This window comes from Paenibacillus ginsengarvi (assembly GCF_003626695.1).
GTDB classification, from domain to species: domain Bacteria; phylum Bacillota; class Bacilli; order Paenibacillales; family NBRC-103111; genus Paenibacillus_AB; species Paenibacillus_AB ginsengarvi.
In genome coordinates this window covers 75,860-101,490 of the sequence record NZ_RBAH01000030.1, presented here as the reverse complement: position 1 = coordinate 101,490, position 25,631 = coordinate 75,860, and the positions used below count along the sequence as shown (strand labels likewise).

Sequence of the window (25,631 nt, the reverse complement as noted above, 5' to 3'; positions counted from 1 at the left end):
GGTGCTGGGCGCCTTGGAGGACGCTTATGCCAAGAAGAAGCCTCCAAAAGGGTTAATGCATCACTCCGATCGGGGCACGCAGTACGCATCCGAAGATTACCGCAAGAAACTCGAATCGTACCACATGCGGACCAGTATGAGCCGCAGAGGGAATTGCTATGACAATGCCTGCATCGAGTCGTTTCACAGCTTGATCAAAAAGGAACTGATCTACTGCACGAGGTTTCAAACGAAGGAGCAAGCGCGCCAAGAGATCTTCGAGTACATCGAATTGTTCTACAACCGCAAGCGAATTCACAGCTCGCTGGGCTATTTGTCGCCCGCGCAGTTCAGCAAGCAATTTGAAACCTCTTTATCTAAATTTTTTTCTTAAATTTGTGTCCACTTTCTTGACAGAGGTCCAAGAAGTTCCGTTATGCCAGCGGGAAGCGCCGTATTCCATTCTTTTTACCGGGTTAACGGAACTTTAACTTCCGTTATCGAGCCATTTCCACCCTTTCACTGCACCATAACGGAACAAGCGGTTCCGCTATGCCAAGCCGGACGGCGGATGCGCTCCCTGTTGGCGCGATGGGTCCCGCATGGCGATAATGCCTGAACCGTCCAAAGGCCGAGAACATCGATATACCGTGATCGGGTATATCTGTCCTCGGCTTTTGTGCATTCTACGGCCGGTATCGCCGGCGCCGATACGCGTACAGCTTACACTTTGCGGCCCTGCTGCGCTTTTCCGCCGCTGCGCTTATTTGCCGCTTCAATTGCTGGAGCAGCTCCACCGCCTTATCGGCAAACAACTGCCCTGCTCCGATCTCGTGGCGGCTGTAGTGCCGAATCCGGTTTTCATACCCGCCCTGCGCATACGCTTCCGGCGTGCACACATATCCGCTGACCGATCCGTTCGACAACTCGTTCACGATCGTCATAGCGAACGGCGAACGCGCCTTCACGTCCAGCCCGAATTCCACGAACATCTCCGCCGGCAGCGCGACGAGCGCCGTATCCTTATCTAGCGCCATCGCCTGGATTTCCACCTCCGCCTGCTCGTCGGCCCGCTCCGCAAGCTCAAGCGCCTGTTCGGCTAGCCGGACTTCCGTTTGCGGATAACGCTCAGGGGCGGCGAGCACTTCGCGCGCCTTAGCGACTTCGGCCTCTGTAGGCTTGCGGTAGTTCATCGTAACAAAGCCGCGGTCGGCAAGCAGCGGCAGGGTATCGGCCGTTTGCGCGCGCTCGCGCTGCCGAATGACCTCGCCCGCCAGTATGCGCCCCATCTTGATGTAGTGCGTCTCGCGCACGAACCGGCTGCGGCCGCTTACGTCGATATGGTTCACGTTGCCCGATGCGCCTTGGAAAAAGACGCTGACAAGCGATTCCCCGTACATTCGCTTCAGCGAACGGCTCAGCTCGCCGGGAAAATCGCCGTTGTATTCGAGCCCTCCTACAACATCGGCATGACACGCATAGTTGGTGACGATGCCGAGCGGTTTTCCGTTCGCGTCGTCAATGCGGATTACGGCAACGTCCGGATCGATCGGCCCCGTCGGACCGACAATGTCCGGATTGCCGACTCCCGGGTTTGTTCGCACCGTGCCGTCCTTCATCCGGAAGCGGCGGTTATAAGCGATCGTCTCTTCTTTTCCCAGCGCAAAGCCGATCCTCGCCGGCTGCCGTTTGTTCCATGCCATTACGAGCGCATCGGCGGACCGTTCCACGATAAATTGCAAATAAGCGTCGTCCTGGGCCGTCACATAGGTGGTCCGGATCGTCGGCCCGGACGTGTGCGCATGCGTCGCCGATACGCCAATCCACTCCGGCGTAAGTCCGGTCATCCCGGCCGCGCGCTGCCGAATCGCCTCCACTTCCTGCCGCCGCACGTCGATTGCATCAAGCACAACGAAAGCCATCGTCTGCCGCTCCGTTTCCAGAACGAACGCCTTCACGTATAAATCGTCCTTGACGCCCGTCGAAAGGCGCCGAACGCCGGCTCCGGGTATTTCGCTCCCAAGCGGCGGGGTAATGACCAGTTCGCTTAATCCGCATTTCATCGCTATCGTCCCCTCTCCCTGTACAGTTACATTAGCAAAATCACTCCGCCAATCATCGGTGTAAGCACCATCGCCGTCTTCAGCACCGGCGCCGGTAAACGTTTCGTAAATTTCGCTCCGATGTACGAACCGATCGTCACCCCGGCCACGACTTCCGCAAGCAGAAGCAGGTCCAGATGTCCCTGGCTGTAATAACCCGCTCCGCCTCCGAGCGCTATCGGCCATATCACGAGCATCGTCGTTCCGGCCGCCTGCCGAGGGGACAAACGAAGAAACGTCATCAAACCGATCTGGATGAACGGCGTCGAGCCGATACCGAATAAACCCGACAACACGCCGGTTACGAGTCCGACGCCGAGCGCTCCCATCCAGAAGCCCCGCCCCTTCGTCCGTTCCGCCTGACCTTCCTCGGAAGACTGGCGGCCGACGAGCGACATCCGCAGCCATAAAGCAAGACCTGACAAAATCAACATGCCCGCCGTAAACAGCTTCAAATTCTCCGACGGTATCGCATCCGAAAACTGCGTAGCGAGCAGCGCACCCGCCGCTCCCGCGCCGCCGGCGGTAAGCCCGACTTTCAAGACGGCGTTACCTTCCCGGTAATGGCTGAACGCCCCCGAGAAGGAGGAAAAAATCATGGCTGCGAGCGCCGTCCCTAATGCCGTTTGAAGCGGAACACCGAATGCGACCGAAAGCACGGCGATAATGAATCCCGACCCGCCCGCACCGACAAAACCTAACAGAAGCCCGACAATGAACATGGCGAGTACGACTTCCAGCAACATACCTTCAACGCGCCTTTCCCTGATGATGTTCCCGACCTCTCCTCCTCATTTAAGCATCGAATACTCATAACGTCCAATGTATATATCCAATCATTTCTATGCTAAAATGTAATCGATAAAATCCGGCTCGCCGCCGGGAAGGAGAATGCCGTATGGAATGGCAGCAGCTCGAATATTTTCAGGTCGTCGCCGAGGAAGAGCATTTCACGCGCGCGGCGCAATTGCTCTCGATCGCCCAGCCGACATTAAGCCGCTCCATCGCCAAGCTGGAGGAGGAATTGGGCGTTCCTCTGTTTGACCGGCAAGGGCGGCACGTCAAGCTGAACCGGTACGGCCAGTTGTTTTATCGCCGAGCGACGCGCATTTTGCGGGAAATGACCGATGCCAAGCGGGAAATCGCCGATATGCAAAATCCGGAGCAAGGCTCCGTTTCGCTCGCGTTTCTCAAATCGCTCGGACTCAGCTCCGTGCCGGAGCTGCTGCGGCAATTCCGCCGCCGCTATCCTTACGTAACCTTTCAACTGCATCAAAATTCCACGAACGCCATGCTGGACCAATTGGAAGCCGGCGAGATCGATTACGGCTTGGCCTCGATTACCGAGATGCGGCCCGGCATCGAATGGCAGCAGCTGTGGAGCGAAGACATCTACGTCTACGTACCGAACGACCATATCCTTGCGGACCGTTCGTCTGTCCGTCTCGACGAGCTGGCGCACGAATCGTTCGTCATTCTGAAACAAGGCTACGGCGCGCGCACCGTCTTCGACGAAGCTTGCCGCAAGGCGGGGATCGCGCCCCACATCGCCTTCGAAAGCGACGAAGCGGTCAGCGCCATCGGCTTTGTCAAAGCCGGACTCGGCATTACGATGCTGCCTGCCATTTCCGGTATCGATATGACGTTACTCGTGCGGCTTCCGGTCTCGGAACCGGCTTGCCGGCGCACGATCGGGCTTGCCTGGAACAGCCATCACTACCTCGACCCGACAGCGAGACTGTTCCGCCAATTTGTGAGCGATTATTACGATCGGCATCCTGGCCACTAGACGGTTTGCCGGTTCGCTTGGCCTATGTCACACTTCCGCCCTGAGGCGAACCTATCCTGTATTGCCACTTGTACCCGAATCGCTGGAGGATTTGCTTTCTGAATTTAATCGAATTATAATTTAGTTAACTTAACTAAATTATATTAGGGGAGGATCGTTTTGAAAAACAAACTCGTGTACCGGCTGGGGCTGATCTTTTTCGTCGTCTCCTGCGCGCTGTGGCTGCCCATTGTGATTGTCCCGTTCCTGCCCTTAACCACCGGAGTGAAGGCCATCATTGCCGCGGTTTCCGCCGTGCTCGCCGAAATCTGCTTCTGGATCGCCGTTCTGCTGATCGGCAAAGAAGTCGTGCACAAATACAGATCGTATTTGAATCCGAAAAATTGGAAAAAGAACAAAAAGGAACGAGAACATGAATAAACAACAAACCGCCTCCCTGTTGATCGAGATGATGGAGAACGTCTGGTTCCAATTCCATCAGGTGGAGAAACGATTTATTCCGTTTGAATTAAACAAACAACAGGAAATTTTGCTGAGCTATATTATCCGCAACCGGCTGAAGTCTCCTTCGTTTTTTGCGGAGCGAATGGGAATATCCAAAAGCGCGGTCAGCCAGCTGATTAACAAGCTGGAAAGCCGGCGGTTCGTCAAAAGAGTTCAATTAACCGACGATAAACGTTCAACCGCGCTGGATTTGGATGAATTGGGCCTCCGGTACGAGGAGGCGTACGACCGGTTTTATAACCGATTTATGGACAAATGCGGCCCCCTATTTACGGAAGAAGAGCTGTACCACACCCTGCAATTTTTTAAAACAACGCAATCCGTATTAACCGAGCTGATGGAATCCTCAGATTGAATCGCTGACCCCATTGGAGGGGCTCCACCACCACGTAGAAGCAAGAAGGGCGATCCGTCAACCGACGAAACCGCCCTCCCCTTTTCCATTCACTACCGCCACGCGCCGCTTACCTGCTAAGCTGCTCCTGAATCGCCTGGCCCATCTTTTCGTCGGCCTCGCGCAGCGCCGTGTTGATATCCTTGCCATCATATAGGATCGAATCGAACGCCTGGATAATAATCGTGGCGGCCGGCAAATTTTTGAACGTTTGCAGGATGGCCAGCTTCGGCTTCGTAAAGGCGACGACGTTTTTCGACTGGTAGCCGGGCACATTGCTGCCGAATTCGTTCTGGATCGCCGTATCCTTCAGCACCGACAAACGGCCGTCCCGGGACATGCGCCGCTGCACCTCGTCCGACAAAATGACCGAGATCACCTGGAACGCGGCGTCCTTCTGCTTGCTTTGCGCGGCGATCGCCAGCGTGAACGAATCGACCCGCTGCCCGACGCCCGGCGCCTTCGGATTTTGCGGATACGTGACGACATCCCAGTTCAGCTCCTTGACGGCCAGCATATTTTTCAGCGTCGAGGTCGACCCGCTCATCATCGCCAGCCGGCCCTCGTTAAATTCCTTCGTGTAGTTCGTGCCTTTCGGCGCATAGCCGGGAATTTTGTACAAGTCGTACCACATCGCGAACAGCTCTTTCCAGCCTTCCGTCTGGAACACGGGCTTATTCGCCTTGAAGTCGGCCCATAGCAAGCTCGCCTGATACGCCCCCCGATATACGCCGTCCGGCCACAGTCCCCAGTAGGAGACGCCGCCCTCGTTTCTTGTCATTTTGACGGCGATATCTCTCACCTGCTCCCACGTCATGCCGTCCTTCGGAAACGGCGTCGCCATCCGGCCGAACAAATCCTTGTTGTAAAACAGCGCGAACGACTGGTTGAACATCGGCAGGCCGGTCAAATAATCGAGGCTGCTGCCGATTTTGATCGATTCGACGAATTCGGGCTGAAGCCGGTTCAGGTCGAATTTGTATTTCTTGATCATTTCGTCCATATTGTAGGCGAGCCCAAGCTGGACATACTCGTTCAGATTAAGCGGGAAATTGGCGTAAATGTCGGGAATATCCTTCGCCGCAACCAGATCCGGCAGCGTTTTGCCTTTCTCCGCAATGTCGACGATTTGCACCGTGATGTGCGGATACATTTTAGCGACGGGATCGGTGATATACGCTTTGACTTCGTCTGCGGTCAAAACCGCACTGTTGGCTGCGAGCTTGATCGTCACCGGTTCCTGCTTGGCCGGCGCTTCCGGTTTCGCCGCTTCCGGTGGCTTCGGCTCCGCGGGAGAAGGAGCGCTGCCTCCCGAGCAGCCGGACAGTGCAAGCCCCGCCGCGAGCAGCGTGAAGATTGCGGTGCGTGTACGTATTTGCATAGCGACACCCCTTTGTCGTTCTAGTCGTTACGGCTCCATATTGCCCGGCGCGCACCGGTGGGCGTTCGCCCGCTCCCAGTAATCGTCCAGCGGGATCAGGCCGAATTCGCGGATGATGTCGAGCGCGGTAAACTCGTCGGTTTCGCTTGACAGCAGCACCGAGCCGAGCAGCCCCGGGTCGTGAATCGTCACCTTCGTGCCGTATTTGTTTTTGATTTTGCGGAAATGGGCTTCGTTGTAGTCGATATGAATGACAACGCTGTCGAGGTTGACCGTCCTCGTCACGTAGTGGTAGTAGTTCGTGCTCGTCGCGATCACCTCGCCGACCGGCGAAATAATCGAGCTCGTCGCATGCGTATAGATCGATCCGGCAAAAAACGCGCGGCAGCTGTACGCCCAATACTGCTGCATCAATCCGCCGTGGTAGGCGGACGAGAACAGGATCAGATCCGGCTTCTGCGCGGCGTACCTAAGTCGCAGGTCGTCGAAATTGAGGTCGAAGCAGATCGCGCAGGCAACCCGGCCGAATTCGGTTTCAAAGATGGGCGCGTCTTTGCCGTACAGCATACCGCCGTTCGTCCGTTCGCCTTCGACGAGATGGTTTTTGTTGTATATACCCGCCACGCTTCCGCTGCGGTCGAGCAGCTGCGTCGAGTTGCGGAACGTGCCGTCCTCCAGCTCGCGCACCGCCGAATAGGCGATCCAGCAGTTCCGTTCGGCGGCGACGCGGGCGAAAAAGTCGCGTATCCGGTTGCCGCGATACCGGTAATACTCCTTCATCCGCTCCGCCGTGTAGCCGGACTTCTCCGGCCTGTCGCAGCATTCCGGAAGCACGATCAGATCGGGCCGGTCCGGCAGCACCTGCTCCAGTTGACGCTCCCAAAAAGCGATCATGCGGACAACCGTGTCCTCCAGGCCCGTCTCGGGCGGCACCCGCAGCTGCGGAGCCGTTAAACAGCTGATTTTCACATAACGCGCCATGTGTATTCCTCCCCATTCGTCACTTCGCTCCGGCCCATTCGTTCACTTCCGCCGTGATCTCGTCGCCGCCGAGCCGCTTCCAATCCTCGGCAAATTGATCGAACTCCTCCAGCGGAGCGCCGAGGATGATCCGTTTCATTACATCCTCCTCAAGCTTCGCAAGCGTAGGCTGCTTGCGCACCATCGTTTTCGTCGGCAAACCGTAGAACCGGTCGGCCAGCAGTTGCCCCTTCTTGACGTAATCCAAAATAACCGTACCGCCGCCGCGCAAGCCGTTGCGGGCGATGACCGACCATTCGGCGGACCTGCCGCTCAAATAATCCTGGATCAGCACGTATTTCTCCCGCTCCTCCGGCGTAAGCCGGGCTTTCTCCGCAGCCGTCGGTTCTTTGCCGCTTACCAGAAACGGCTCCAGATGGGCGGATATTTCCGCGTTTTTGTACGATTTGTACAGCTTCACCGGCGCCTGCTGCCAGATCGAGGCTTTCTGCTCGATGTCGTAGTTGAACCGCTTATAGACGGCGTCGTCCGTATTCAAGTAAAACTTCTTGACGAATTCGTCGGCCATCCGCAGCACCGCCTCGGGGTGAGGCGTCCCCTTTTTCACCACCCAGAAGCCGATGTTCAGATTCAGTCCATGCTGGAGCATCGCACTGCTGCCATCGGCCGAAGGGGCCGGGTAAGCGAGCCAACGGCTGCCCGGCGTTTGCAAATACAGCTCGTTGGCCGACAGCGAGCCGTACGCCATGCCGATCTGACCGGCGCCGATCGACTCATATACTTTGCTGCTTTCCTTGATTCCAAAATCGGGGTCGATCAGCCCGGCACCGTACATGTCCCGCAGCTTGCCGAGCGCCTGCTTCATCTCGGGCCGTACGCTGCCGTACGCGAGCCGCCCGTCCCGTTCCGTGATCCAGATCCCTTTATACGCATGGTAGCCGTTCAGCAGCCCGATTCCCATCGACAGCGATTTATTCAGCGCCAGCCCGAACGTATCGTTCCGGCCGTTACCGTCGGGATCGCGCTTCGCAAACGCCTCGGCAATCGTCAAAACGTCGTCCGTCGTTTTCGGCTGCGGCAGGTTGAGCCTGCTGCGCCAGTCTTCCCGGACCCACAGCATCGGCACCGACTCCTTCGCCACCCCGGTAAACGGAATGCCCATCAGCTTACCGCCGATTTTCGCCGCTTCCAGCACTTCGGGACCGGCCTCCTCGATGACGCTGCGCACGTTCGCCGAGGCGTACTGCGGATATACGCCGGACAAGTCCTCGATCAGACCCGCCCGTTCGAGCTGCACGAGCTGCGTCGGCGTAGCGATGAAGAAGCTCGGGATGTTGCCGGAGGCGATCATCAGATTCGTCTTCTGCTCCAGCTGGCCGGCCGAAGTCTCCCACCATTTGTTCACGACGATACCAAGATTGTCCCGCAGATGACGCGTCCACGCATTGTCGTTCCTATCGTCGCCGGGCGGGTACACCGGGGCCGGCAGCGTCGTCCCCACCGTGGACAGCTCGATCGGAGGAACGTATTTGTAAACAAGCTCTCCGTTTTTGTTCCCGGCATCCGCGGCCGGCGTTTTCACTTGCGTGGTCCCGCAGCCGCCCAAGCCCCCGATACATCCGCCCAGCAGCAGAACGGCAGCCGTCGCAGCGATACTTGCACACCCCCTTCTGTAACCGAATCCCATGCTTTTCCCCCTTTGTACGAAACGCATGCCGTTCTCCCTTCCGCGCAAGCGGGGCCGCAATCGCTTACATCCCCACCATACAGGCGATCCCGCCCGCTGCGCCAGTCACTTGTTTTGCCATCCTATACGCTCGTTGCGCCATATCAAAACATGCAAACTAGTATAAAAAATGTAAACGGCGACGCTATTGACTTGGTCCTTAGGTTCGATTACCCTTATTTAGTCAAGGCGGTATCGCCGATTCGTAAGCGCTTTCCAAAACGGAGGGGACGGCTTTGAGAACGAACTCTTTATTCGTCAAGCTGCTGTCCGGGTTCATCGCGGTTATCGTTCTCCTGCTCTCGTTCAACATCGTCTCTTACACGTTCTTCTACCGCAATATCCGCGACGAAATTACGACGAGCAGCAAACAAAATTTGTCCCATATCGTCGACCGGTACGAAAACCATATTCAGTCCGTGCAGCTTTCGCTCGTCGGGCTGTTTTTCAACAACGAGCTGAACTATTTGTTCGATGCCGACCGTTCCGTCGCAGGCGATGCCGTCAACCAGCTTGTCAAACGAATCCGCGACATCCGCGAGAACGATATGCTGTTTCTGCAGGACATTATCGTCCAGTTCCAAACGAACTCGTTTGTCGTCCATCAAGGCGGGCCCGACCGGCTCGAGGCGTTGTATGCCAACACGTACCGAAGCCCCGAATACGGCGCCGACTTCTGGCGCGGGTTATTCCAAGCGGATTTCAAGCTGCGTTTGTACCCTCAGGCGGAATTTACCAATTCGCAGCAGCTGCGTCAAGGCGAATTTTTTCCGCTCGTGCTGAAATCGACGACGGACGAAAATATGTACGTCGCCGCCCTGCTCAACGCGGACAGCATGTTCCGCACCTTCGACAGCCGGACCTCCGGTTATTTCTACATACTGGACGAGGAGGGCCGCGTCCTGTTCGGCTCCGACCGAAGCCGCCCGTTCGCCCTCGCCGCGGATCGGCTCGACCCGGACAAGGATTACGTGAAGGCGGACAACAGCTACTACTTCTACCGCAAAGGCGGCGTCACCGGGCTTACTTACGCGCTCGTCATTCCGAATGCCAAAATCGCCAGCCAAATCTCGCGCATCAATGTCATGCTGCTCGTCCTGCTCGCTCTGGCGCTGCTCGTCAGTGCGGCGCTGTCGGTATTCGTCAGCATCCGCTTCTACACGCCGGTGCAGAACATTATTGAGACAATTCAGCGCCACGGTCCGCAGGCGAAGCTGCCCGATTCGAAGCGGATCGACGAGCTGCGGTTTATCGACGCCAACGTCAAGCAGTTTTTGCAGACGAATCTCGATATTAGCCGTGACCTGCGCAATCAGCAGTCGCAGCTCGCGCATCTCGGTTATATCCGCAAGCTCAAAAACATTTATACCCGCCCGAACGAGCTGCCGACCGCGGAGAAGCCGTTTTATCTCGTGTTGTTCCAGCTCACGATGACCGGCCGGTTTCGCGAGATGCCGGCGCCCGAGCAGGAGCGGGCGATGTTTTTCATCAAGGAGTTTATCGGGATTTCGCTCTCCGAATCGTACCCGGAGTCGGTAACGCTGCAAACCGAGAAACATCAAGTGCTGTCGCTGCTTTTTACGGAAGACGAAGCGAAGGGCGTGCAGGGCGTGTTGGAGAAGTTCAAGGCGGTGTTCGACCGCGACAGGCAATACGGCTATTTGACCGTGGCGTTTAAGCCCGAACTCGTGCAGCCGGGACGGATTACGGAGGCATACGAGGAAACGCTGGAGATGGCCGGCAGACGCAAGCTGCTGACGGAAACGCAGCTGCTCACTTCTCTGGAGCCGGAGCCGCTCTACGTCGGTCTATCTCCCGCGCAGGAGCAGGAGCTGTATGCCAATCTCCAGGCCGGACAGGCCGAGCATGTGATGTCGCTCATCGACCGCGCCCTGCGGCGGATGGAGAAGGATGCAGCGACCGAGGAGCAGTTTCGCGCCTTTGCCAAAGAAATCGTCGGGAAAACGGTCAAAGCGCTCGTCGCCGCGAATGTGGACATCGATACGGTGCTGGACCGGCTATCGCCGTATCAGGACATCAAGCTTTGCGCCAGCACGGACGAATACCGCGAGCTGTTTGCGCGGCTGCTCTCGCAGGCTGCGGGCCGCATTGCCGAGCGCAAGGAAAAGAAAGATCCCGTCGTCGAGTTCGTGCTGGACAGCATCCACAGCAAGTACCATGAGGATTTGTCGCTGGAGCGCGTCGCAAGCGGTCTCGGGCTGACGCCGAGCTACGTGTCGCGTTATGTGAAGGAGAAAACGGGCAGCAACTTCTCAGACTACTTAAACGAGGTGCGCATCGGCAAGGCGAAGGAGCTGCTTGCGAAGTCGAATGACCCGATCCGCGAGGTTGCGACCCGGGTCGGCTATGTGAACGTCACTTCGTTCATACGCATGTTTAAAAAAATGACCGGGCTGACGCCAAGCGACTACCGGCGATCGGAAAGCGGCCTACATGCGGAAAAGTCAGGAAACGTTTAAAATTGCGTTTTCTAAGCTCAGAAAAGCGATACTATTAGTAAACCGACCTAGCCGCAGGCTAGGTTTTTTTGTTGCGTGCGCTCTATTATCCCTCCAAACGCTTCGTTTGCTCGGCAGAACGGTAGCTGTCGCGATATAGTTTCGGAGTTGCGTTTTTCAGTTTTTTAAACGCCCGCCGCATCGTTTTGACATGATCGAAGCCGACTTCCACCGCTATATCCACGATGTCCATCTTCGTCGTGACGAGCAGACTCGCCGCGCGATCGACCCGAAGCTCATGAAGATGCTGAATGAACGTTTGCCCGAGATGCTGCTTGAACAGCCGGCTTACGTAAGAGGCGTTCCAACTGAAATGCTCCGCAATACTCGTAAGTGACAGCTCCTCGTTATAGTGAATATGGACGTACTGGAGCAGCAGCATAAAGTTGCTTTGCGTCTGAACGGCAGGAGATTCCTGTTCTACACCTGTATGCAAAGTGCGTGTAATAAACACTAGCCCTTCCATTAATTTGGAGCGCAAGGACGTTTCTTTAGCGAAAAATTCGCTCTCGTATTCCAGCTTCATCGCTTCGAACCACGTCTGCAGCAGGACGGTTTGCTCTTCGTCGAGCTTATACTGCGAAGGCAGCTTTTGGCCGGTCTGAAGCAAAAAGTTGGCAAACTTGCGATCCGACGGACTCGAGAAAAGCAGTTGAATGTCAAACATACAGTTGTATTTATGAACCGGCGCACGGTCCAGATGAATTTCATGAATATGATGCGGCAGCAGCAGAGATACCGTCCCGCGGCTAAACCGGAAAGGCTTCCCGTTAATGATTTCCGTGCCCGTTCCCTCGACGACGAGACTGAGCTCCGCGAAGTTATGGTAGTGCAGCCTGTAATTTCTCATCATTTGCTTCTCGACAATAAAAATCGGCAGCCGGCTTTTGCCAAATTGATCGTGTGACAGCGAATCTTCGTATCGAGGGAAAGATGCCATATCGGTCTCCTTGACATGGAATTGGATACTCTCATTGTATCATAGACCGTTAAAATGTGGGCCTCTTCGCTTCAATTATTGACCCTCCCCGCTCTCGCGTCTTCTATACAATGGAACCAGGCATCGCATTCGATTGTAAAAGGAGACGAAAGCAATGGGTTTCAAAAAGGGACGGTTACCGGTTACGTTCGGGGCTATCGCCGCAATCGTAGCCGTGACGGCAGCCTGCTCTTCCGGAGGAAGCGGTACGGCAAACAGCTCGCAGACGAAAGAAAGCCAGGAGAAGAGCGCTCCGCAAGAAAAGCTGGAGCCGGTCGTGCTGAACATTTACGGGGGGCGTTATGTTTCGGAAGAGGGCTTTATGGAAGCATACGGAAAACACATTCAGAAAAAATATCCGCACATCAGCTTTAACGTGTACGGCAACAAAAATGCCGTCGATATCGTATCCGCCGGACAACCGATCGATATTTTCTACGCCGATCCTATCGCCTATCCCCGGGATGTGGGGCAATTCGGTCTCACTTACGATATGACGCCGCTGATGAAGGAGTTTCAATTCGATCAGAGCCGTCTGTATCCCGGTCCTATCCAGGTCATGCAGGAGACGTTCGGCAAAGGTGTAACGGGACTGCCTCTAGCCATGCGGAATGTGGTGCTGCACTACAATAAAGACTTGTTCGATAAATTCGGCGTCGCCCCGCCGCGGGACGGCATGACGTGGGATGAGGTGTATGAGTTGGCCCGCAAAATGACGCGTACGGAAGGCGGCGTGCAGTACCGGGGCATGGATTTTTCGACGCACGTGATCGACTACAACCAATTGTCCTTGGGTTGGATTGATCCTAAAACGGACAAGGCTACGGTCAACAGCGCGTCGTGGAACGAGCTGGTCCGCAATTTCGCCCGCTTTTATACGATTCCCGGCAATGAAGTCGGTACGCCTGTCGCCAAAGAAATTATGGACTGGAACCGGTTCGGCGTGAAAGGAATTACCGCGATGGAGGCCACTACGTTTTATCCGGCTACGGTGACGAAGGATTTGTTCACTATGGATTATGCGAAGCTGCCCTCCTTCTCGTCCAAACCGGGAGTCGGCTCGCAATCTCCGGCTACCTACATCGGAGTTACGTCCAGCGCCAAAAACCCGAAGGAAGCGTTCCGGGTTATCGCCTACCTGCTCTCCGACGAGTTCCAGACGATGCAATCCCGGGCGGGAACGTTGTCCGCGCTGAAAAGCAAAGCGGTCAACGACGTATTCGGCGCCGATGTGCCGGAGCTCGCTGGCAAAAATGTAAAAGCCGCCATTCCGACCGAACCGGCCGCGCCCGCCCCGTCCTCCAAATGGTCGGCGCAAACCCAAGCCAGCTACTGGACCCCGCTGCTTAAAGTATTTACAGGCGAATCGGATCTGAACACCGGCCTGCGGGAGATGGAAGAATCGGTTAACAAAAAAGCTGGCGAGCTGAACGCCGCAAGCAAGTGATAACCTGCGATAAACAAGGGACTGTCCCAAAGGTCCCTTTTTGAACGATACAGAAAGTTTAACTTTGCTAAAGCAATAAAGCGAAGAGCGCGAAAAAGCTCTGAATCTTCATGCAAAAAGACGCCTCCATCCCCACGTTTATAGTGGTTTTGGAAGCGTCTTTGCCTATCGTTCGGGATGGTTTCGTTCGCGTTTTCCTTTTGGGACAGCCCCTTTTTCGGTTAATTCGTTTTTGGTCGGGACTTGTACTTCGACGGCTTAACCAGCGGACACAGGCGGTAGGAGTAGATGTCGGCGTCAAGGGTGTGTTGGATTATTATAAGAGTCTTTGAAGCGTCTTATCTTAACTTTACTTGGGCGTACGCAGGCTTAGCAGTCTTTAGAGACGCTTATTTCGTGACGAAATCACTTTTGGAGCTAGGTACACCGGATATAAGAGTCTCAATAGCACTCTATTTTTCCAAAAACGCTAATTTATGGTGAGATAGGAGTCTCAAAAGGCTTCTATTTGTAAACCGCTTCATATGGCGCCCTACCCCTTCACACTGCCGAGCACGATGCCTTTGACGAAAAACTTTTGCAGAAACGGATACACGATGATGATCGGCAGCGCCCCGAGAAAAATTTGCGCCGCCTTGACCGTCTGGCTCGACAGCTGCCGCATCAGCTCAACATCGCTGTCCGACATGGCGCTGAAGTCCTGCTGGATGATGACCGTCTGCAAATAGCTTTGCAGCGGATAGTTGTGCGGGTCGTTCATATAAATCAGGCCGTCGAACCACGAGTTCCAATGGCCGACCATCGTATACAGCAGCACGGTGGCGAGCACCGGCTTCGACAAGGGCACATATACACTCCACAGCGTGCGCAGATGACCCGCCCCGTCGATAAACGCCGCTTCCTCCAGCTCCTTCGGCAGGCTGCGGAAAAAGTTGAGCACAAGAATCACATTAAACACCGGCACGGCACCGGGCAAAATCAGCGCCCAAATTGTATCCATCAGTCCCGTATTTTTGACGGTCATATAAGTCGGGATCAGCCCGCCGCCGAAAATTGCGGTGATGAAAAAGAACCATACATATACAGTGCGCATTTTGAAATCCCGCGCTTCTTTCGATAGCGGATAGGCGAGCAGCACGCACAGCACCATGTTGAAAACGGTGCCGATCGCAAGCCGCTCCAGCGAGATGGCGAACGAACGGACGAACGCATCTTTGCCAAGCACGAACTCGTACGCCTTGAGCGTAAACTCCACCGGGAGCAAGCCGACACGGCCCGCCTCCGCCGCGCTGCTCGAGCTGAACGACAGCGCCAGCACATGGATAAGCGGAAACAGACATACAAATGCTAGAATAACCATCAGGCCGTAGTTGGCGGTAACGAACAGCTTGCGGCCCAATGACGGATTTTCGACCATAACGATTCCTCCAAAAAGTTGACATGCTGCACTCGTTTTCGGCTGACCCGAACAGCAAGTGCGGTGGCTCGCGGCGCTTCGGGCTCTAACGAGCCGGCAAAACCGGGCCGCGCTTAGAAAATGCGGTAATTGGCAAGCCGGTAAGCGAGCAAGTACGAAACGGAGATGAGCAGAAGCGAGACGACCGATTTGAGCAGGCCGACCGCCGTAGCGATACTGTATTGGCCGTTCTCTAAGCCGATGCGGTACACCATCGTGTCGATAATGTCGCCGCTTTCGTATACGTAAGGGCTGTACAGGTTGAAGATTTGCTCGAACCCGGCGTTCAGCACTTGTCCGAGGCTGAGCGTCATCAGCAGGATGATGACCGGACGGATGCCCGGCAGCGTAATATGCCACGTCTGTCTCCAGCGGCCCGCACCGTCGATGACGGCCGATTCGTACAGCGCCGGATCGACGCCGGCCAGCGCGGCCAAATAAACGATCGTGCTGAAGCCGAATTCCTTCCATTCGTTGGAAATGACGATCGTAAACGGAAACCAGCTGTTGTCGCCGAGAAAAAAGATCGGCTCGATGCCGACGGCGCCGAGCGCCTTGTTGACGATCCCCTGCCCTGGGGACAAAATGTCGATCAGAATGCCGGCCAGTATCGTCCACGACAAAAAGTGCGGCAAATAAATAAGCGTCTGCACCGTCCGCTTGAACGCCACCTTGCGCAGCTCATTCAGCAGCAGCGCCGTAACGATCGGGACGACCAGTCCGGCCGCAATTTTCATCACAGCGATGAAAATCGTATTGCGCAGCACTTCCATCGTGCTCGGCAAGCTGAAAATATAAGTAAAATTGCGAAGTCCGACCCATTCCGAGCCGAAAATGCCTTTGACCGGCATATACTTCTGGAACGCAATGACGAGGCCGCCCATCGGAATGTAATGATAGATGAATACGATGACGGCGGCGGGCAGCACCATCAGATGAAGCGGGAGCTCCCTAAGACGTCGTGCGGTACGATTCGATTTCAACTCCGCCTCTCCTTCCTGCGCAAAGCCGACTTGGCCGGAGCTGCATCAGCAGTCCGGCCAAATGCCGGGGCTTTATTTTTTCTGTGTGGCGTACCAGTCGTTAACTTCCTTCGTAATCAAATCGCCGCCCTGCTTCTTCCAATCGCTGACGTATTTGTCGAAGGCGTCGAGTCCGAGATTGCCGGTAATGATCTTCACGAACGTTTCCGTGCGAAGCTTCTTGAGCTGCTCGTTACGCTCCGCCATCGTCGTAGTAGGGGTCGTGTAAAATTGGTTCGGCACGAAGCGGTCTTCCTTGATGATCTGGTCGATAATGCCGGCCGAGCCGCCCGGACCGTTCTGCGCGAATTCGCCCCACAGATTCTTTTGTCCGCCCTTGTACAGCATGATGCGGTCATACACTTTTTTGCGCTCCGGCGACAGATCCTCCGGTTTTATTTTGCCGTCCAGCACGGCGGTTGCCTGACGGTAGTTCTCGATATTGTTGTCCGGCAAATAAATTTTGACCGGCGAGTACGTCCAGATCGCGGAGCTGTCTTCCTTGCTCGGTACGATATATTTGTAATACACGTCCTCGGACTTGTTGTAATAGTACGTTTCCAACCAGAAGTCCATCATTTTGAAAATCGCTTCCGGGTTTTTCGTTCCTTTCTTCACGACCCAGTAATAGCCGAACGTGTTAAGCGGAAGCTGGGCCATGAACGGCTTGCCGTCCACCGTCGGCATCGCGTAAGCCTGCCATTCCTGATTCGGCGTCAGCGATACGAGCGGCGAGTTGGCCGAACCCCGGCCGCCGATCATCATCCCGATTTTGCCGCCGCCGATGCTTTCGTTCACCTTGTTCGGGTCCTTTACGATAAATTCCGGATCGAAGTGACCGGCCTTGTACATTTCGTTCAGCTTCGTCAGCGCTTGCTTCATCTGCGGCTGAATTTCACTGTACGCGAGGCTGCCGGACGAATCCTTCAGCCAGAAATCGGGATACGCGCCGAAGCCGTTCATAAAGCCTGCCGCCAGGCCCAGCTCCTTATCCATCGCCAGACCGAACGTGTCGTCCTTGCCGTTGCCGTCCGGGTCCTTCTTTGTAAAGGCGTCGGCGATCGCGACGAGATCGTCAATCGTTTTCGGATCGGGCAGCTTCAGCTTTTCTTTCCAATCCTTGCGAATCCACAGGATGGCCGGACCTTCCTTCGCCACCCCGCTCCACGGAATCGCCATCAGCTTGCCGTCCAGCGTCGCCGACTTCAGCACCGTATCTCCCGCTTGCTGCATCACCTTCTTGATCGATTCGGGCGCGTAGTCGTTGTAGATCTTCGTCATGTCCTCAAGCTGTCCGGCTTCGTACAGCTGCCGGAACTGCTGCGGCGTTGCGGCGAAAAAGTTCGGGATATCGCCCGAGGCGATCATCAGATTCGTTTTTTTCTCGTATTCGGTTGACGGCACGTACCAGTTCGTTTTCACTTTGATGCCGTACTTCTCCAGCAGCGTCCGCGTCCATATGTTATTATTGATGTCTTCCCCGTTGAAAAATTTGGTCGTCGGGAAGCTGTAATTCACCGTCGTCAGCTCGATCGGCGGATCGTATTTCTCCGGTGCCTTGCCGGCGGTTGCTCCGGGCTTGTCCGTACCTGCGCCGGGAGCCGCGCCGTTTGGTGTGTCCGTCTTGCCGCAGGCGGCTAACATTGGAACCGCTATCAAACTTAGGCCGACGAGCATTGGAATCATTTTTTTCATGCTGAATCTGGGTCCCCTTCCTGGTCTTGTGTAATGCGGACAACCGGTATTCGGCGTTCCTTAAGCCCATAGTAGCGGCAGTAAGGCGTAAGCGGCAATCTGCGATATCGCCGGATTTATTCCGAAACGCCTCATTCCCGGCGCGGCAAGCCAGTTATGTGCTTTCCGGAATAAGAGTTGCGAAACGGAATAGACCAAAAAGATGGTTGAAACCGGATTCATCCACTATAATACTAAACAAGACATGTACCCGCTCTCGAACGGAGGAACCACCATGAACCGGCGCATCCGGATTAACGGAAAATCGTTGTTCGCCAAATTGCTGCTTGGATTTGTAGTCGTCATCTTGGTGTCGTTCGCGTTCAATGTGTTCGCTTACCGGTTCTTCTATACCCAGATGCGCGATCAACTGATCCATACGAGTTCGCTTAGCGTGTCCAAAACGGCGGATGGCTATGAGAAGCAGCTTAGCCAGCTCGACGATCTGCTTACCCGTTATTATTTCGACAATACGGTAACGGCGCTGAACAAAGGAAACATCGATTCCGATTTTCCGATCGTCAACGAGCTTGCGGACGATTTCAATTCGATTGTGGGCAATTACAACCTCGATCTCGAAAACGTCTTCATTTATTTCAAAGAAAAAGGGTTCGTCATCGACAAAAACGGCTACACTCGCGCCGAAGACTTGTTCGGCAAATATTATGTCAGCCGCGACTACGGAGCGGATTTCTGGGCCAGGCAGTTTACCGAGGATTTCCATTTCCGCGCCTACCCTTCGGCCGAATTCCGCAAATACCGGATGGACGCGGTCGGTCCGGAGCAGAAAAGTTATGTGCCGCTGATCGTCAAAAGCCGGATCGGCAGCCAGTTTTACGTCGGAGCGCTGATCGACACGGAGCGCATGTTCGCTTCCCAGTACGATACGTCTGGCAATCCATTCTACATCGTTGACAGCGACGGCCGGATGTTTTTCCGCGCCGGTTCGCTGCCGGCCAAGCTGCCGGAGCTGGAAGCAGGCCGCTCGAATACGCTGCTGGCGGACCATTACTTCTTTTACCAGACGGGAGCCATGTCGGGACTGACTTATGTCAGCGTTATTCCGTATGCCAGCCTAGCCTCCCAGCTTGCCAAGATGAACGTGCTGCTGCTCGCACTATTCGCTTTATCGGTGCTCGTCAGCGTCGCCATCTCGGTTCTGCTCAGCGTTCGCTTCAAAAATCCGGTTCAGCGCATCGTCGAAGCGCTGCGCCAGATGAACCCGGCGATTCGCCACAGCAGCTCGATCCACGAGTTCAATGTCATCAGCGAAGGGCTCGAGCATATTATCGAGACGGTGCACCGTAAAAACTCGCTGCTGCAAAAGTACGGCTATCTGGATAAAATCAAAAGCATTCAGCCCGCCGACAACGAGGTGCAGAGACTTGTCGATACGGAGCGCCCGTTTCACTTCATTATGTTTCATATCGATTATACACGCGAATACGCGCTTCAGCCGCTGAAGGCGACCTCTTTTCTCGAATTCATCAACCTGAACCTATCGGATTCGTTCCCCGGCTCGGTAACGATGCAGATCGAGAAGGACCGTATCCTGTCGATTTTGTTTCCGGATCGAGACGCCTCCGCCGAGCTGGCCGCCAAGCTCGATTATTTGAAGCGGGTATTCGACCAGGACAAAACGTACTACCATCTGACGATCGCCTGCCAGCTGCGGCTGTGGCAGCCTTCCGAATGGACAGCCGCCTACGAAACCGCTTGCGACATGATGCGGCGGCGCAAGCTGAACGACGAAACGCAAATCATTGGCGAAAGCGCCGCCGTAGAACCGATGACGGTATGGACGGCCGAGGAAGAACGAAGCTTCGCCGCCCATCTCGAGGCCGGCAACGAAACGCAGCTGCACAGCTTGTCTCGCGATCTGCTCCAAAAACTCGAACGCTGCGGCGGGACCGCGTGGCATTACAAGCAGCTTGCAGGCGATCTGCTGTCGAAGACGCTGATGACGCTGATGGCCCACAAGATCGACACGCAAGGGCTGTATGCCGACGGCTCGCCGTTCGACGAGATCGACAGCTTCCTCTCGCTCGAGGAATATGCCGTGTTTTTCGAGCGTTTACTGAGTCAGGCTTCTGCTCTCATTCGGGGGAAACGGGAAGCCCGCGACCCGATCGTCGATTTCGTCGTCGGCTTTATCGAGGAACATTACGGCGAAGATATTTATCAGGATCTAATCGCGGATCGGCTCAATATCTCGACTGGTTATTTGCGAGGCTACTTCAAGGAGAAGACCGGGCAAAATCTGGGGGACTACTTGAACGAATACCGGATCGGGAAGGCGAAGGCAATGCTGGCGGAAACCGAGGACAAAATCCAGGATATCGCCGCCAAGGTCGGCTATCAGAACGCCAATTCGTTCACCCGTATGTTCCGCCGGCTGACCGGTCTGACGCCGGGGGAATACCGCCGGGAACGGCTGCTCGATCCGCAGAAGTAACAGGCCTCCGCCGTAACCGCTTCGACGACGTGTTATTGTAACCGCAATATCGATATGTGAAACCGCCATTGTTTGGTGAAATGATCCTCAATTGTTAGAAACGATCTATCAATTGGGTTTCAGTTCAGGCAACTGGCGGTTTTTTGACTTGCGTCCGGCACTGTACGCGCATGGGGTCGGAGTCCAATAGCGGAAATGGCGTTCCGCTAATCGCCGCTTGTACAGCCATATTCCAAAATAACGGAAGCCCTTTCCCGCTATTCCCTCGGTATGCTGCGAGATCGCTTGGAAAATCGGCTTTTTCACCGAAATAACGGAAATGGCGTTCCGCTATCGCTTCGTTTCCGCGCCAACTGCCCCTATTAGCGGAACATTCGTTCCGTTATGTCGGAATGATCCCCTTTTAAACCAAATTATTCAAATCGGACTTTACGATTTTTATCTTCCTATGCTATATTGATAATGATTATCAATATCAACAATAGGGAGTTGAATGATTTTGTCAAGACCGATACGCCTTTCCATGTTCGTGCCGTTTATGCTCGCGCTGCTGCTGCTCCTCGGAGCCTGCGGCCAAAAACCGGACAACTCCGGCCAAGCCGGAAACACGGCCGGCTCTCCGGCTTCATTGTCGCAGCACGCCTCCTCTGCCTCCTCTAACGGCAAAGAAACATCCGGCGCAGCGGAAACGGTCACCTACTATGCGGGTAACGGAAACATTCAAGTGCCGAAAAATCCGCAGCGGATCGTCGACCTGACCAGCTTTTATACCGGTTACTTTTTGGCGCTCGGCGCGAAGCCGGTCGGCGTTATGCAAGGTTCGCTGGACAGCCCGTATTTGAAAGCCAAGCTGGACGGCGTCCAATCGCTGGGGACGAAAGCGTCGCTGGAAAAAATTCTCGAGCTGAAGCCGGATCTCATCATTACATACACCGGCTCGGAAGGCATCGAGGAAATGCAAAAAATCGCGCCGGTCGCGGCGATCGAATACGGTAAAAAGAATTTGCGGGATCAGATGCTCGATTTCGGCAAACTCGTCGGGAAGGAAGCCGCAGCCAAGGAATGGATCGCCTCCTGGGACAAAAAAATCGGCGAGCTGAAACCGAAAGTACAGGCCGCCGTCGGGAGCAAAACGGTATCTATCCTGAATCCTTATGCCAAAGGACTGTACGTATTCGGCCACAATTATGGCCGCGGCGGCGAAATTTTGTACGGGGAACTTGGTCTCAAGGCTCCGCCGGAAGCGCAAAAAGCAGCCATCGACAGCGGCACCGGCTGGGCGTCCATTTCGCTGGAGAAGCTGCCCGATTATGCCGGCGACATTATCTTCACCTGCCCCTGGTCCGGGGATACGAGCGATCCGAAGACCGTCTACGACAGCGTGATCTGGAAAGGGCTGCCGGCCGTCAAGGCAGGACATGTGTTTCAACTGAATCCGAAGGCCGATACGTACAACGACCCGGTGTCGCTGGAAGGGCAATTGAAGTTTTTAACAGATAGTCTGCTATCGGTAAAGTAACCCGAACAAACGCCATTCGAAGCTCTGTCAAGCGAATCCGCTTTACGGAGCTTCGCTGTACTCCATAATTCCACATGCACAGGGCTCCGGATCAAACTTTTCTCGCCTTCAGCATCATGAAGCTGCCTTCGAAGCCGACCAGCCTTCCGTTCTCCTCCCGCACTCGAAGTTGTCTCCGAACTTCTTCGGGCCAGCCCAGCATATCGGCTTCGAGCTGCCGCCTGACCGGCTCGGAAACGTTCATTCGGGCGCACCAAGGTTCGAATTCGAACGCTTTCGCCGTTTGCTGCAGCTGCTCGACGCGCAAACCGCTTAATTCGGTACGGCGAACCCACTCCGACTTTTTCCATGCCCGGAAGTGACTCGGGTCTCTTCGTTTCTCCGCATCGTTATAGAGCGCATCGAGACGATCGGACTCCGGAGCTACATTGTCCATCAGAATGAAGCATCCGCCGCTTTTCAGCACCCGCGTCGCTTCCTGCACGAACCGGTCCGGATCGGGAAAATGATGCGCCGCGATGCGGCAAGCGACCAGATCGAACGACTCGTCGCCGAACGGCAGTTGCTCGGCGTCGCCCTGCACATAATGAACGTTTGCGATGCCTTTCGCCGCAAGAAACGCCTCCGCTTCCCGGAGCATCTCGGGAGTCATATCCAGTGTAGTGACTTCATCGACAGCGGATGCCAAAGCAAGTGCGCAATGCCCTCCGCCGGTTGCAATATCAAGCGCCTTCGCCGCCCGCTCCGGCTTCACCCATTCTGAGAGTACATCCAGATCGCCTCCGGAAGCATGACGAGGACTTGCTACATAGTTAGCCGCATTCGCTCCAAACTGAGCTTTCACTTGTTCCTTGATATCCATATGCCTACTCTCCTTTTAATTTCATCTAATGAAACTTAATTTTATCAAACGAAACTATAAATTCAACTTATCATAGCGACCGCTATTTGTAAAGCATCGCGTCCGGTAAGCAAGGCAAGCGCGATAGGGGATCGAAGGAGCGGAGCAAGACAACCCCAACTGGAATAACAAACGGACGGCCAATCGAATGAAACGGCAAAAAGCCGTCGACGGAATCGACGGCCCGATACTTTTTTTCCCTGGCGTACCGGGGTTAAACCAATTTGTGTTCGTACCACTTCTTGCCGCGGAAACGCCACAGGAACAAAGCGCCCCGCACACCCCATTCGCAGTTCATCGCCATCCATACGCCGATGATGCCGAAGCCGAGCGTAATGCCGAGTACATATCCCAGCACGACGCGGAACAGCCACATGCTCAGCATCGACGATATCGAGGTGAAACGCGAGTCGCCCGCCGCCCTCAGTCCCGAAGGCAATATAAAGCTGATCGCCCAGAGCGGAATTTGCGCAATGGCGTTGATGAGCAGCACCCAAAAAATATCGTCGACGATCTCCGCAGGCGGATGAAACAATTGAACGAGCGGATGAAACAGCGGCATCAAAATAGCGGTCATCAGCATAAACGAAAAGGAAGCCAGCCACAGGAACGTACGGATAAACTTCCGGGCGTCGTCGATATTTCGTCCGCCGATGCACTGTCCCACTACCGTCACCAGCGTCATCGACATCGCTACGGCCGGGATTTGATACACAAGAGCGATCGTGCCGCTGATCGCGTTGGTCGCTATCGCGTACGTGCCGAGACTAACGATGAATACCTGAGTGAGCAGCTTCCCGCCGTTAAAAAACAGCTGCTCCGCGGCAAACGGCAGGCCGATCGCCATTATTTTCCGCAGCATCGCCCATGGGACATGGAGCAGCTCGACAAGCCGCAAATGAAGCGACACATCCATACGCAGCACATAATAAAGAGCGCACGCCGCCGCTCCGTAACGCGCCACATTCACGGCGATGGCCATGCCCATCACGCCCATATCCAGCATATTAATGAAGACAAAATTAAGCAGCACGTACGTGAGGTTCATAATTAAGGAAAGCGCAAGCGACACCCGCGACCTCCCGATCCCCCGCATCACGCCGCTGACCGCCTGCACAATGCCGATGCCGAGAAACGACGTACAGCTCCCGATCAGGTACACCTTCGCATTCGCCGCCACTTCCTCCGCTGCGGAACCGAGGAACAGCGTTAGCAGCGGGTTATGCAGTCCCATAACCAGCAAGCCGATACAGAGCGAAAGCAGCGAGACGGAAGCGATGCCGGCTCCGGCCGCTTTGGACACCATCCTGTCCTGGCCGCTGCCCTTATACTGCGCGACAACAACCGTACCGCCGGTGGCGACGGCGACGAATACATTAACCAGGAACACGTTCAGCGAATCGACGGTGCTGACGGCGCTGACCGCCGCTACTCCCGCCGAGCTGATCATCGCCGTATTCACCAGATTGAGTCCGATAATAAAAGCTTGGTCGATTAATAACGGAAAAAAAAGGGCGATTACCTTCCGGTAATCCATCGAGGCGCCGGATAAATGCTTATCTAGCAGACCCTGCCCCCGTACCCATGCCTTAGTCGCTGACACTAGGATCACATTCTTTTCTGCGAAATAGGCAATCGATTCGGCACAATTGCACCGCTTTATCATACCATACTTCGCAAAGCGACAGTACGCAAGTCATCCTTCCTTATCAATGAAAACGTCCCTGCAGGCTCATGGCTTGCAAGGGCGTTGCTTAAGGCGCCTATTATCCTCGCTGTTTCAGCCGCATCACATATTGCCTCGGCGTACAGCCGTTATGCCGCTGGAACAGCCGGTAGAAGTGAGTAATATTCTCAAAGCCGACCATACGCGCCACTTCGTTTACGCTGGCCGATTTCGTTGCAAGGTGACGTTCGGCCATATGAATGCGCCTGAAATTGACGTATTCGATAAACGACGTCCCCATGACTTCCTTGAAATGCTTCGAGAAGTAACTGTAGCTCATGCTTAGCAGCTTGCAAGCCTCTTTCATATCGATTTTGCCTGACAGCTGCTGATCGACATATTGAAGGACAGGCTGAAGCTCGTACAGATCCGGACCTTTGCGAACGTCGGCGCGCTGCGCATCGCTGCGGTACAAATCAAGCAAAATTTGTTTCATATGCAAGCTGACAGCGATTTCAAAACCGTCCGCCTGGGCTTGTGTTTCTTTGAAAATATGCCGCATCATCTGCCCGACCCGGCGCCTTACGTCCTTCCGTTCCCGGAAGATGACGTTCAGCTCGCTCAAAGGGCGATGGTGCTCGGAAAAATAATGGTAATACGGGGTGATCGCAGGTTCGAAATAAGGCTGGAGCATAACATGCATAACGAGATATACCGCTTCCGCGCAGTCGACTCTTTGGTTGGCGTGAAGCTGGTTGGAGCCGATCAGAAGCACATCGCCCTTATGCAGCCGGTAACATCGATCGACCGTATGAAAATCGACGCAGCCCTTTTTGACGAAGATGAACTCCAGCTCCTTATGATAATGCCACCGGAGCAGGCCGAGCTCCCAGTCGTTCTTCACTTCGATCATTTTGATGGCCAGCAAGGTGCTCTGGTAGTGGATCGGCTCCACATGCTCGTTCACATGAATCACTCGATTCTGCTCCTTCCCGCTGTGCGCACGCGCGATGCCTCAATCGCAGACAACGTTCGCGCAGCACCTATGATGTCATTTCACTGTATCACAGGAGCGGG

Annotated in this window: 21 protein-coding genes; 8 read left to right on the top strand and 13 right to left on the bottom strand. The window is 55.1% G+C overall.

Annotation, left to right across the window (positions count from 1 at the left end; genetic code table 11):
* The coding region (locus D7M11_RS30110; protein WP_158606911.1) for an integrase core domain-containing protein at positions 1 to 373 on the top strand (373 nt) is incomplete at its 5' end.
* 292 nt (positions 374 to 665) lie between these two features.
* On the opposite strand, the gene D7M11_RS30105 is transcribed toward D7M11_RS30110, so the two are convergent.
* Together D7M11_RS30105 and D7M11_RS30100 are read right to left on the bottom strand one after the other, a co-directional pair.
* The gene (locus D7M11_RS30105; RefSeq protein ID WP_120750979.1) at positions 666 to 2,042 is read right to left on the bottom strand and encodes a hypothetical protein; all 1,377 of its coding nucleotides are present in this window, start codon (positions 2,040 to 2,042) and stop codon (positions 666 to 668) included.
* Between the two features lie 26 nt (positions 2,043 to 2,068).
* Positions 2,069 to 2,827, bottom strand: a complete 759-nt coding sequence (locus tag D7M11_RS30100) for a sulfite exporter TauE/SafE family protein (protein WP_120750978.1) — start codon at positions 2,825 to 2,827, stop codon at positions 2,069 to 2,071.
* Between the two features lie 152 nt (positions 2,828 to 2,979).
* Here D7M11_RS30100 and D7M11_RS30095 point away from each other — a divergent pair, with 152 nt between their 5' ends.
* The 3 genes from D7M11_RS30095 (at position 2,980) to D7M11_RS30085 (ending at position 4,729) form a co-directional block, all read left to right on the top strand.
* Positions 2,980 to 3,870, top strand: coding sequence for a LysR family transcriptional regulator (locus D7M11_RS30095; RefSeq protein ID WP_120750977.1), 891 nt, complete (start codon positions 2,980 to 2,982; stop codon positions 3,868 to 3,870).
* A 159-nt stretch (positions 3,871 to 4,029) separates the two neighbouring features.
* Positions 4,030 to 4,290: a transporter suffix domain-containing protein gene (locus D7M11_RS30090; RefSeq protein WP_205127132.1), complete on the top strand. Its 261-nt coding sequence runs from the start codon at positions 4,030 to 4,032 to the stop codon at positions 4,288 to 4,290.
* Positions 4,283 to 4,729, top strand: a complete 447-nt coding sequence (locus D7M11_RS30085; protein ID WP_120750976.1) for a MarR family transcriptional regulator — start codon at positions 4,283 to 4,285, stop codon at positions 4,727 to 4,729. The genes D7M11_RS30090 and D7M11_RS30085 overlap by 8 nt, the downstream gene beginning before the upstream one ends.
* Before the next feature lie 109 nt (positions 4,730 to 4,838).
* On the opposite strand, the gene D7M11_RS30080 is transcribed toward D7M11_RS30085, so the two are convergent.
* The 3 genes from D7M11_RS30080 to D7M11_RS30070 are packed head-to-tail and all read right to left on the bottom strand — an operon-like array spanning position 4,839 to position 8,817.
* On the bottom strand, positions 4,839 to 6,149 hold the full coding sequence (locus tag D7M11_RS30080; protein WP_120750975.1) for an ABC transporter substrate-binding protein: 1,311 nt from the start codon (positions 6,147 to 6,149) through the stop codon (positions 4,839 to 4,841).
* 27 nt (positions 6,150 to 6,176) lie between these two features.
* Positions 6,177 to 7,130 carry a carbon-nitrogen hydrolase family protein gene (locus tag D7M11_RS30075; protein WP_120750974.1) on the bottom strand — a complete coding sequence of 318 codons (954 nt, stop codon included), beginning with the start codon at positions 7,128 to 7,130 and terminating at the stop codon, positions 6,177 to 6,179.
* Between the two features lie 19 nt (positions 7,131 to 7,149).
* On the bottom strand, positions 7,150 to 8,817 hold the full coding sequence (locus D7M11_RS30070; RefSeq protein WP_158606910.1) for an extracellular solute-binding protein: 1,668 nt from the start codon (positions 8,815 to 8,817) through the stop codon (positions 7,150 to 7,152).
* Between the two features lie 275 nt (positions 8,818 to 9,092).
* Between D7M11_RS30070 and D7M11_RS30065 the strand changes: the two genes are divergently transcribed.
* Positions 9,093 to 11,336 carry a helix-turn-helix domain-containing protein gene (locus D7M11_RS30065; protein ID WP_120750972.1) on the top strand — a complete coding sequence of 748 codons (2,244 nt, stop codon included), beginning with the start codon at positions 9,093 to 9,095 and terminating at the stop codon, positions 11,334 to 11,336.
* 85 nt (positions 11,337 to 11,421) lie between these two features.
* Here the strand turns inward: D7M11_RS30065 and D7M11_RS30060 are convergent, their stop codons facing one another.
* Entirely contained in the window at positions 11,422 to 12,315 is an 894-nt protein-coding gene (locus D7M11_RS30060) for an AraC family transcriptional regulator (RefSeq protein ID WP_120750971.1), read from the bottom strand.
* 154 nt (positions 12,316 to 12,469) lie between these two features.
* Here D7M11_RS30060 and D7M11_RS30055 point away from each other — a divergent pair, with 154 nt between their 5' ends.
* Positions 12,470 to 13,801, top strand: a complete 1,332-nt coding sequence (locus tag D7M11_RS30055) for an ABC transporter substrate-binding protein (protein WP_120750970.1) — start codon at positions 12,470 to 12,472, stop codon at positions 13,799 to 13,801.
* Between the two features lie 532 nt (positions 13,802 to 14,333).
* On the opposite strand, the gene D7M11_RS30050 is transcribed toward D7M11_RS30055, so the two are convergent.
* The 3 genes from D7M11_RS30050 to D7M11_RS30040 form a co-directional block, all read right to left on the bottom strand.
* Positions 14,334 to 15,218, bottom strand: coding sequence for a carbohydrate ABC transporter permease (locus D7M11_RS30050; protein WP_120750969.1), 885 nt, complete (start codon positions 15,216 to 15,218; stop codon positions 14,334 to 14,336).
* 113 nt (positions 15,219 to 15,331) lie between these two features.
* Positions 15,332 to 16,189, bottom strand: coding sequence for an ABC transporter permease (locus D7M11_RS30045; RefSeq protein WP_120750988.1), 858 nt, complete (start codon positions 16,187 to 16,189; stop codon positions 15,332 to 15,334).
* Between the two features lie 123 nt (positions 16,190 to 16,312).
* Positions 16,313 to 17,974: an extracellular solute-binding protein gene (locus D7M11_RS30040; protein WP_120750968.1), complete on the bottom strand. Its 1,662-nt coding sequence runs from the start codon at positions 17,972 to 17,974 to the stop codon at positions 16,313 to 16,315.
* 274 nt (positions 17,975 to 18,248) lie between these two features.
* On the opposite strand from D7M11_RS30040, the gene D7M11_RS30035 reads away from it, so the two are divergent.
* Positions 18,249 to 20,468, top strand: a complete 2,220-nt coding sequence (locus tag D7M11_RS30035) for a helix-turn-helix domain-containing protein (protein WP_158606909.1) — start codon at positions 18,249 to 18,251, stop codon at positions 20,466 to 20,468.
* A 108-nt stretch (positions 20,469 to 20,576) separates the two neighbouring features.
* Here D7M11_RS30035 and D7M11_RS37180 read toward each other — a convergent pair whose 3' ends face one another.
* Complete coding sequence (locus tag D7M11_RS37180) at positions 20,577 to 20,774, bottom strand: hypothetical protein (RefSeq protein ID WP_205127131.1); 198 nt, start codon at positions 20,772 to 20,774, stop codon at positions 20,577 to 20,579.
* A gap of 193 nt (positions 20,775 to 20,967) precedes the next feature.
* On the opposite strand from D7M11_RS37180, the gene D7M11_RS30030 reads away from it, so the two are divergent.
* Positions 20,968 to 21,987: an iron-hydroxamate ABC transporter substrate-binding protein gene (locus D7M11_RS30030; protein ID WP_240041367.1), complete on the top strand. Its 1,020-nt coding sequence runs from the start codon at positions 20,968 to 20,970 to the stop codon at positions 21,985 to 21,987.
* 91 nt (positions 21,988 to 22,078) lie between these two features.
* Here the strand turns inward: D7M11_RS30030 and D7M11_RS30025 are convergent, their stop codons facing one another.
* From D7M11_RS30025 to D7M11_RS30015, 3 genes are all read right to left on the bottom strand, one after another.
* Positions 22,079 to 22,849, bottom strand: a complete 771-nt coding sequence (locus D7M11_RS30025) for a class I SAM-dependent methyltransferase (protein ID WP_120750966.1) — start codon at positions 22,847 to 22,849, stop codon at positions 22,079 to 22,081.
* A gap of 253 nt (positions 22,850 to 23,102) precedes the next feature.
* On the bottom strand, positions 23,103 to 24,491 hold the full coding sequence (locus tag D7M11_RS30020) for an MATE family efflux transporter (protein ID WP_420818450.1): 1,389 nt from the start codon (positions 24,489 to 24,491) through the stop codon (positions 23,103 to 23,105).
* Between the two features lie 163 nt (positions 24,492 to 24,654).
* Positions 24,655 to 25,530, bottom strand: a complete 876-nt coding sequence (locus D7M11_RS30015) for an AraC family transcriptional regulator (protein WP_120750964.1) — start codon at positions 25,528 to 25,530, stop codon at positions 24,655 to 24,657.
* Positions 25,531 to 25,631 lie beyond the last annotated feature (101 nt).

Coding starts and splice junctions, on each gene's coding strand:
- D7M11_RS30105 (WP_120750979.1), bottom strand. CDS start 2,042: ATGAAATGCGGATTAAGCGAACTGGTCATTACCCCGCCGCTTGGGAGC.
- D7M11_RS30100 (WP_120750978.1), bottom strand. CDS start 2,827: ATGTTGCTGGAAGTCGTACTCGCCATGTTCATTGTCGGGCTTCTGTTA.
- D7M11_RS30095 (WP_120750977.1), top strand. CDS start 2,980: ATGGAATGGCAGCAGCTCGAATATTTTCAGGTCGTCGCCGAGGAAGAG.
- D7M11_RS30085 (WP_120750976.1), top strand. CDS start 4,283: ATGAATAAACAACAAACCGCCTCCCTGTTGATCGAGATGATGGAGAAC.
- D7M11_RS30080 (WP_120750975.1), bottom strand. CDS start 6,149: ATGCAAATACGTACACGCACCGCAATCTTCACGCTGCTCGCGGCGGGG.
- D7M11_RS30075 (WP_120750974.1), bottom strand. CDS start 7,130: ATGGCGCGTTATGTGAAAATCAGCTGTTTAACGGCTCCGCAGCTGCGG.
- D7M11_RS30070 (WP_158606910.1), bottom strand. CDS start 8,817: ATGGGATTCGGTTACAGAAGGGGGTGTGCAAGTATCGCTGCGACGGCT.
- D7M11_RS30060 (WP_120750971.1), bottom strand. CDS start 12,315: ATGGCATCTTTCCCTCGATACGAAGATTCGCTGTCACACGATCAATTT.
- D7M11_RS30055 (WP_120750970.1), top strand. CDS start 12,470: ATGGGTTTCAAAAAGGGACGGTTACCGGTTACGTTCGGGGCTATCGCC.
- D7M11_RS30050 (WP_120750969.1), bottom strand. CDS start 15,218: ATGGTCGAAAATCCGTCATTGGGCCGCAAGCTGTTCGTTACCGCCAAC.
- D7M11_RS30045 (WP_120750988.1), bottom strand. CDS start 16,189: ATGGTGCTGCCCGCCGCCGTCATCGTATTCATCTATCATTACATTCCG.
- D7M11_RS30040 (WP_120750968.1), bottom strand. CDS start 17,974: ATGAAAAAAATGATTCCAATGCTCGTCGGCCTAAGTTTGATAGCGGTT.
- D7M11_RS30035 (WP_158606909.1), top strand. CDS start 18,249: ATGAACCGGCGCATCCGGATTAACGGAAAATCGTTGTTCGCCAAATTG.
- D7M11_RS30025 (WP_120750966.1), bottom strand. CDS start 22,849: ATGGATATCAAGGAACAAGTGAAAGCTCAGTTTGGAGCGAATGCGGCT.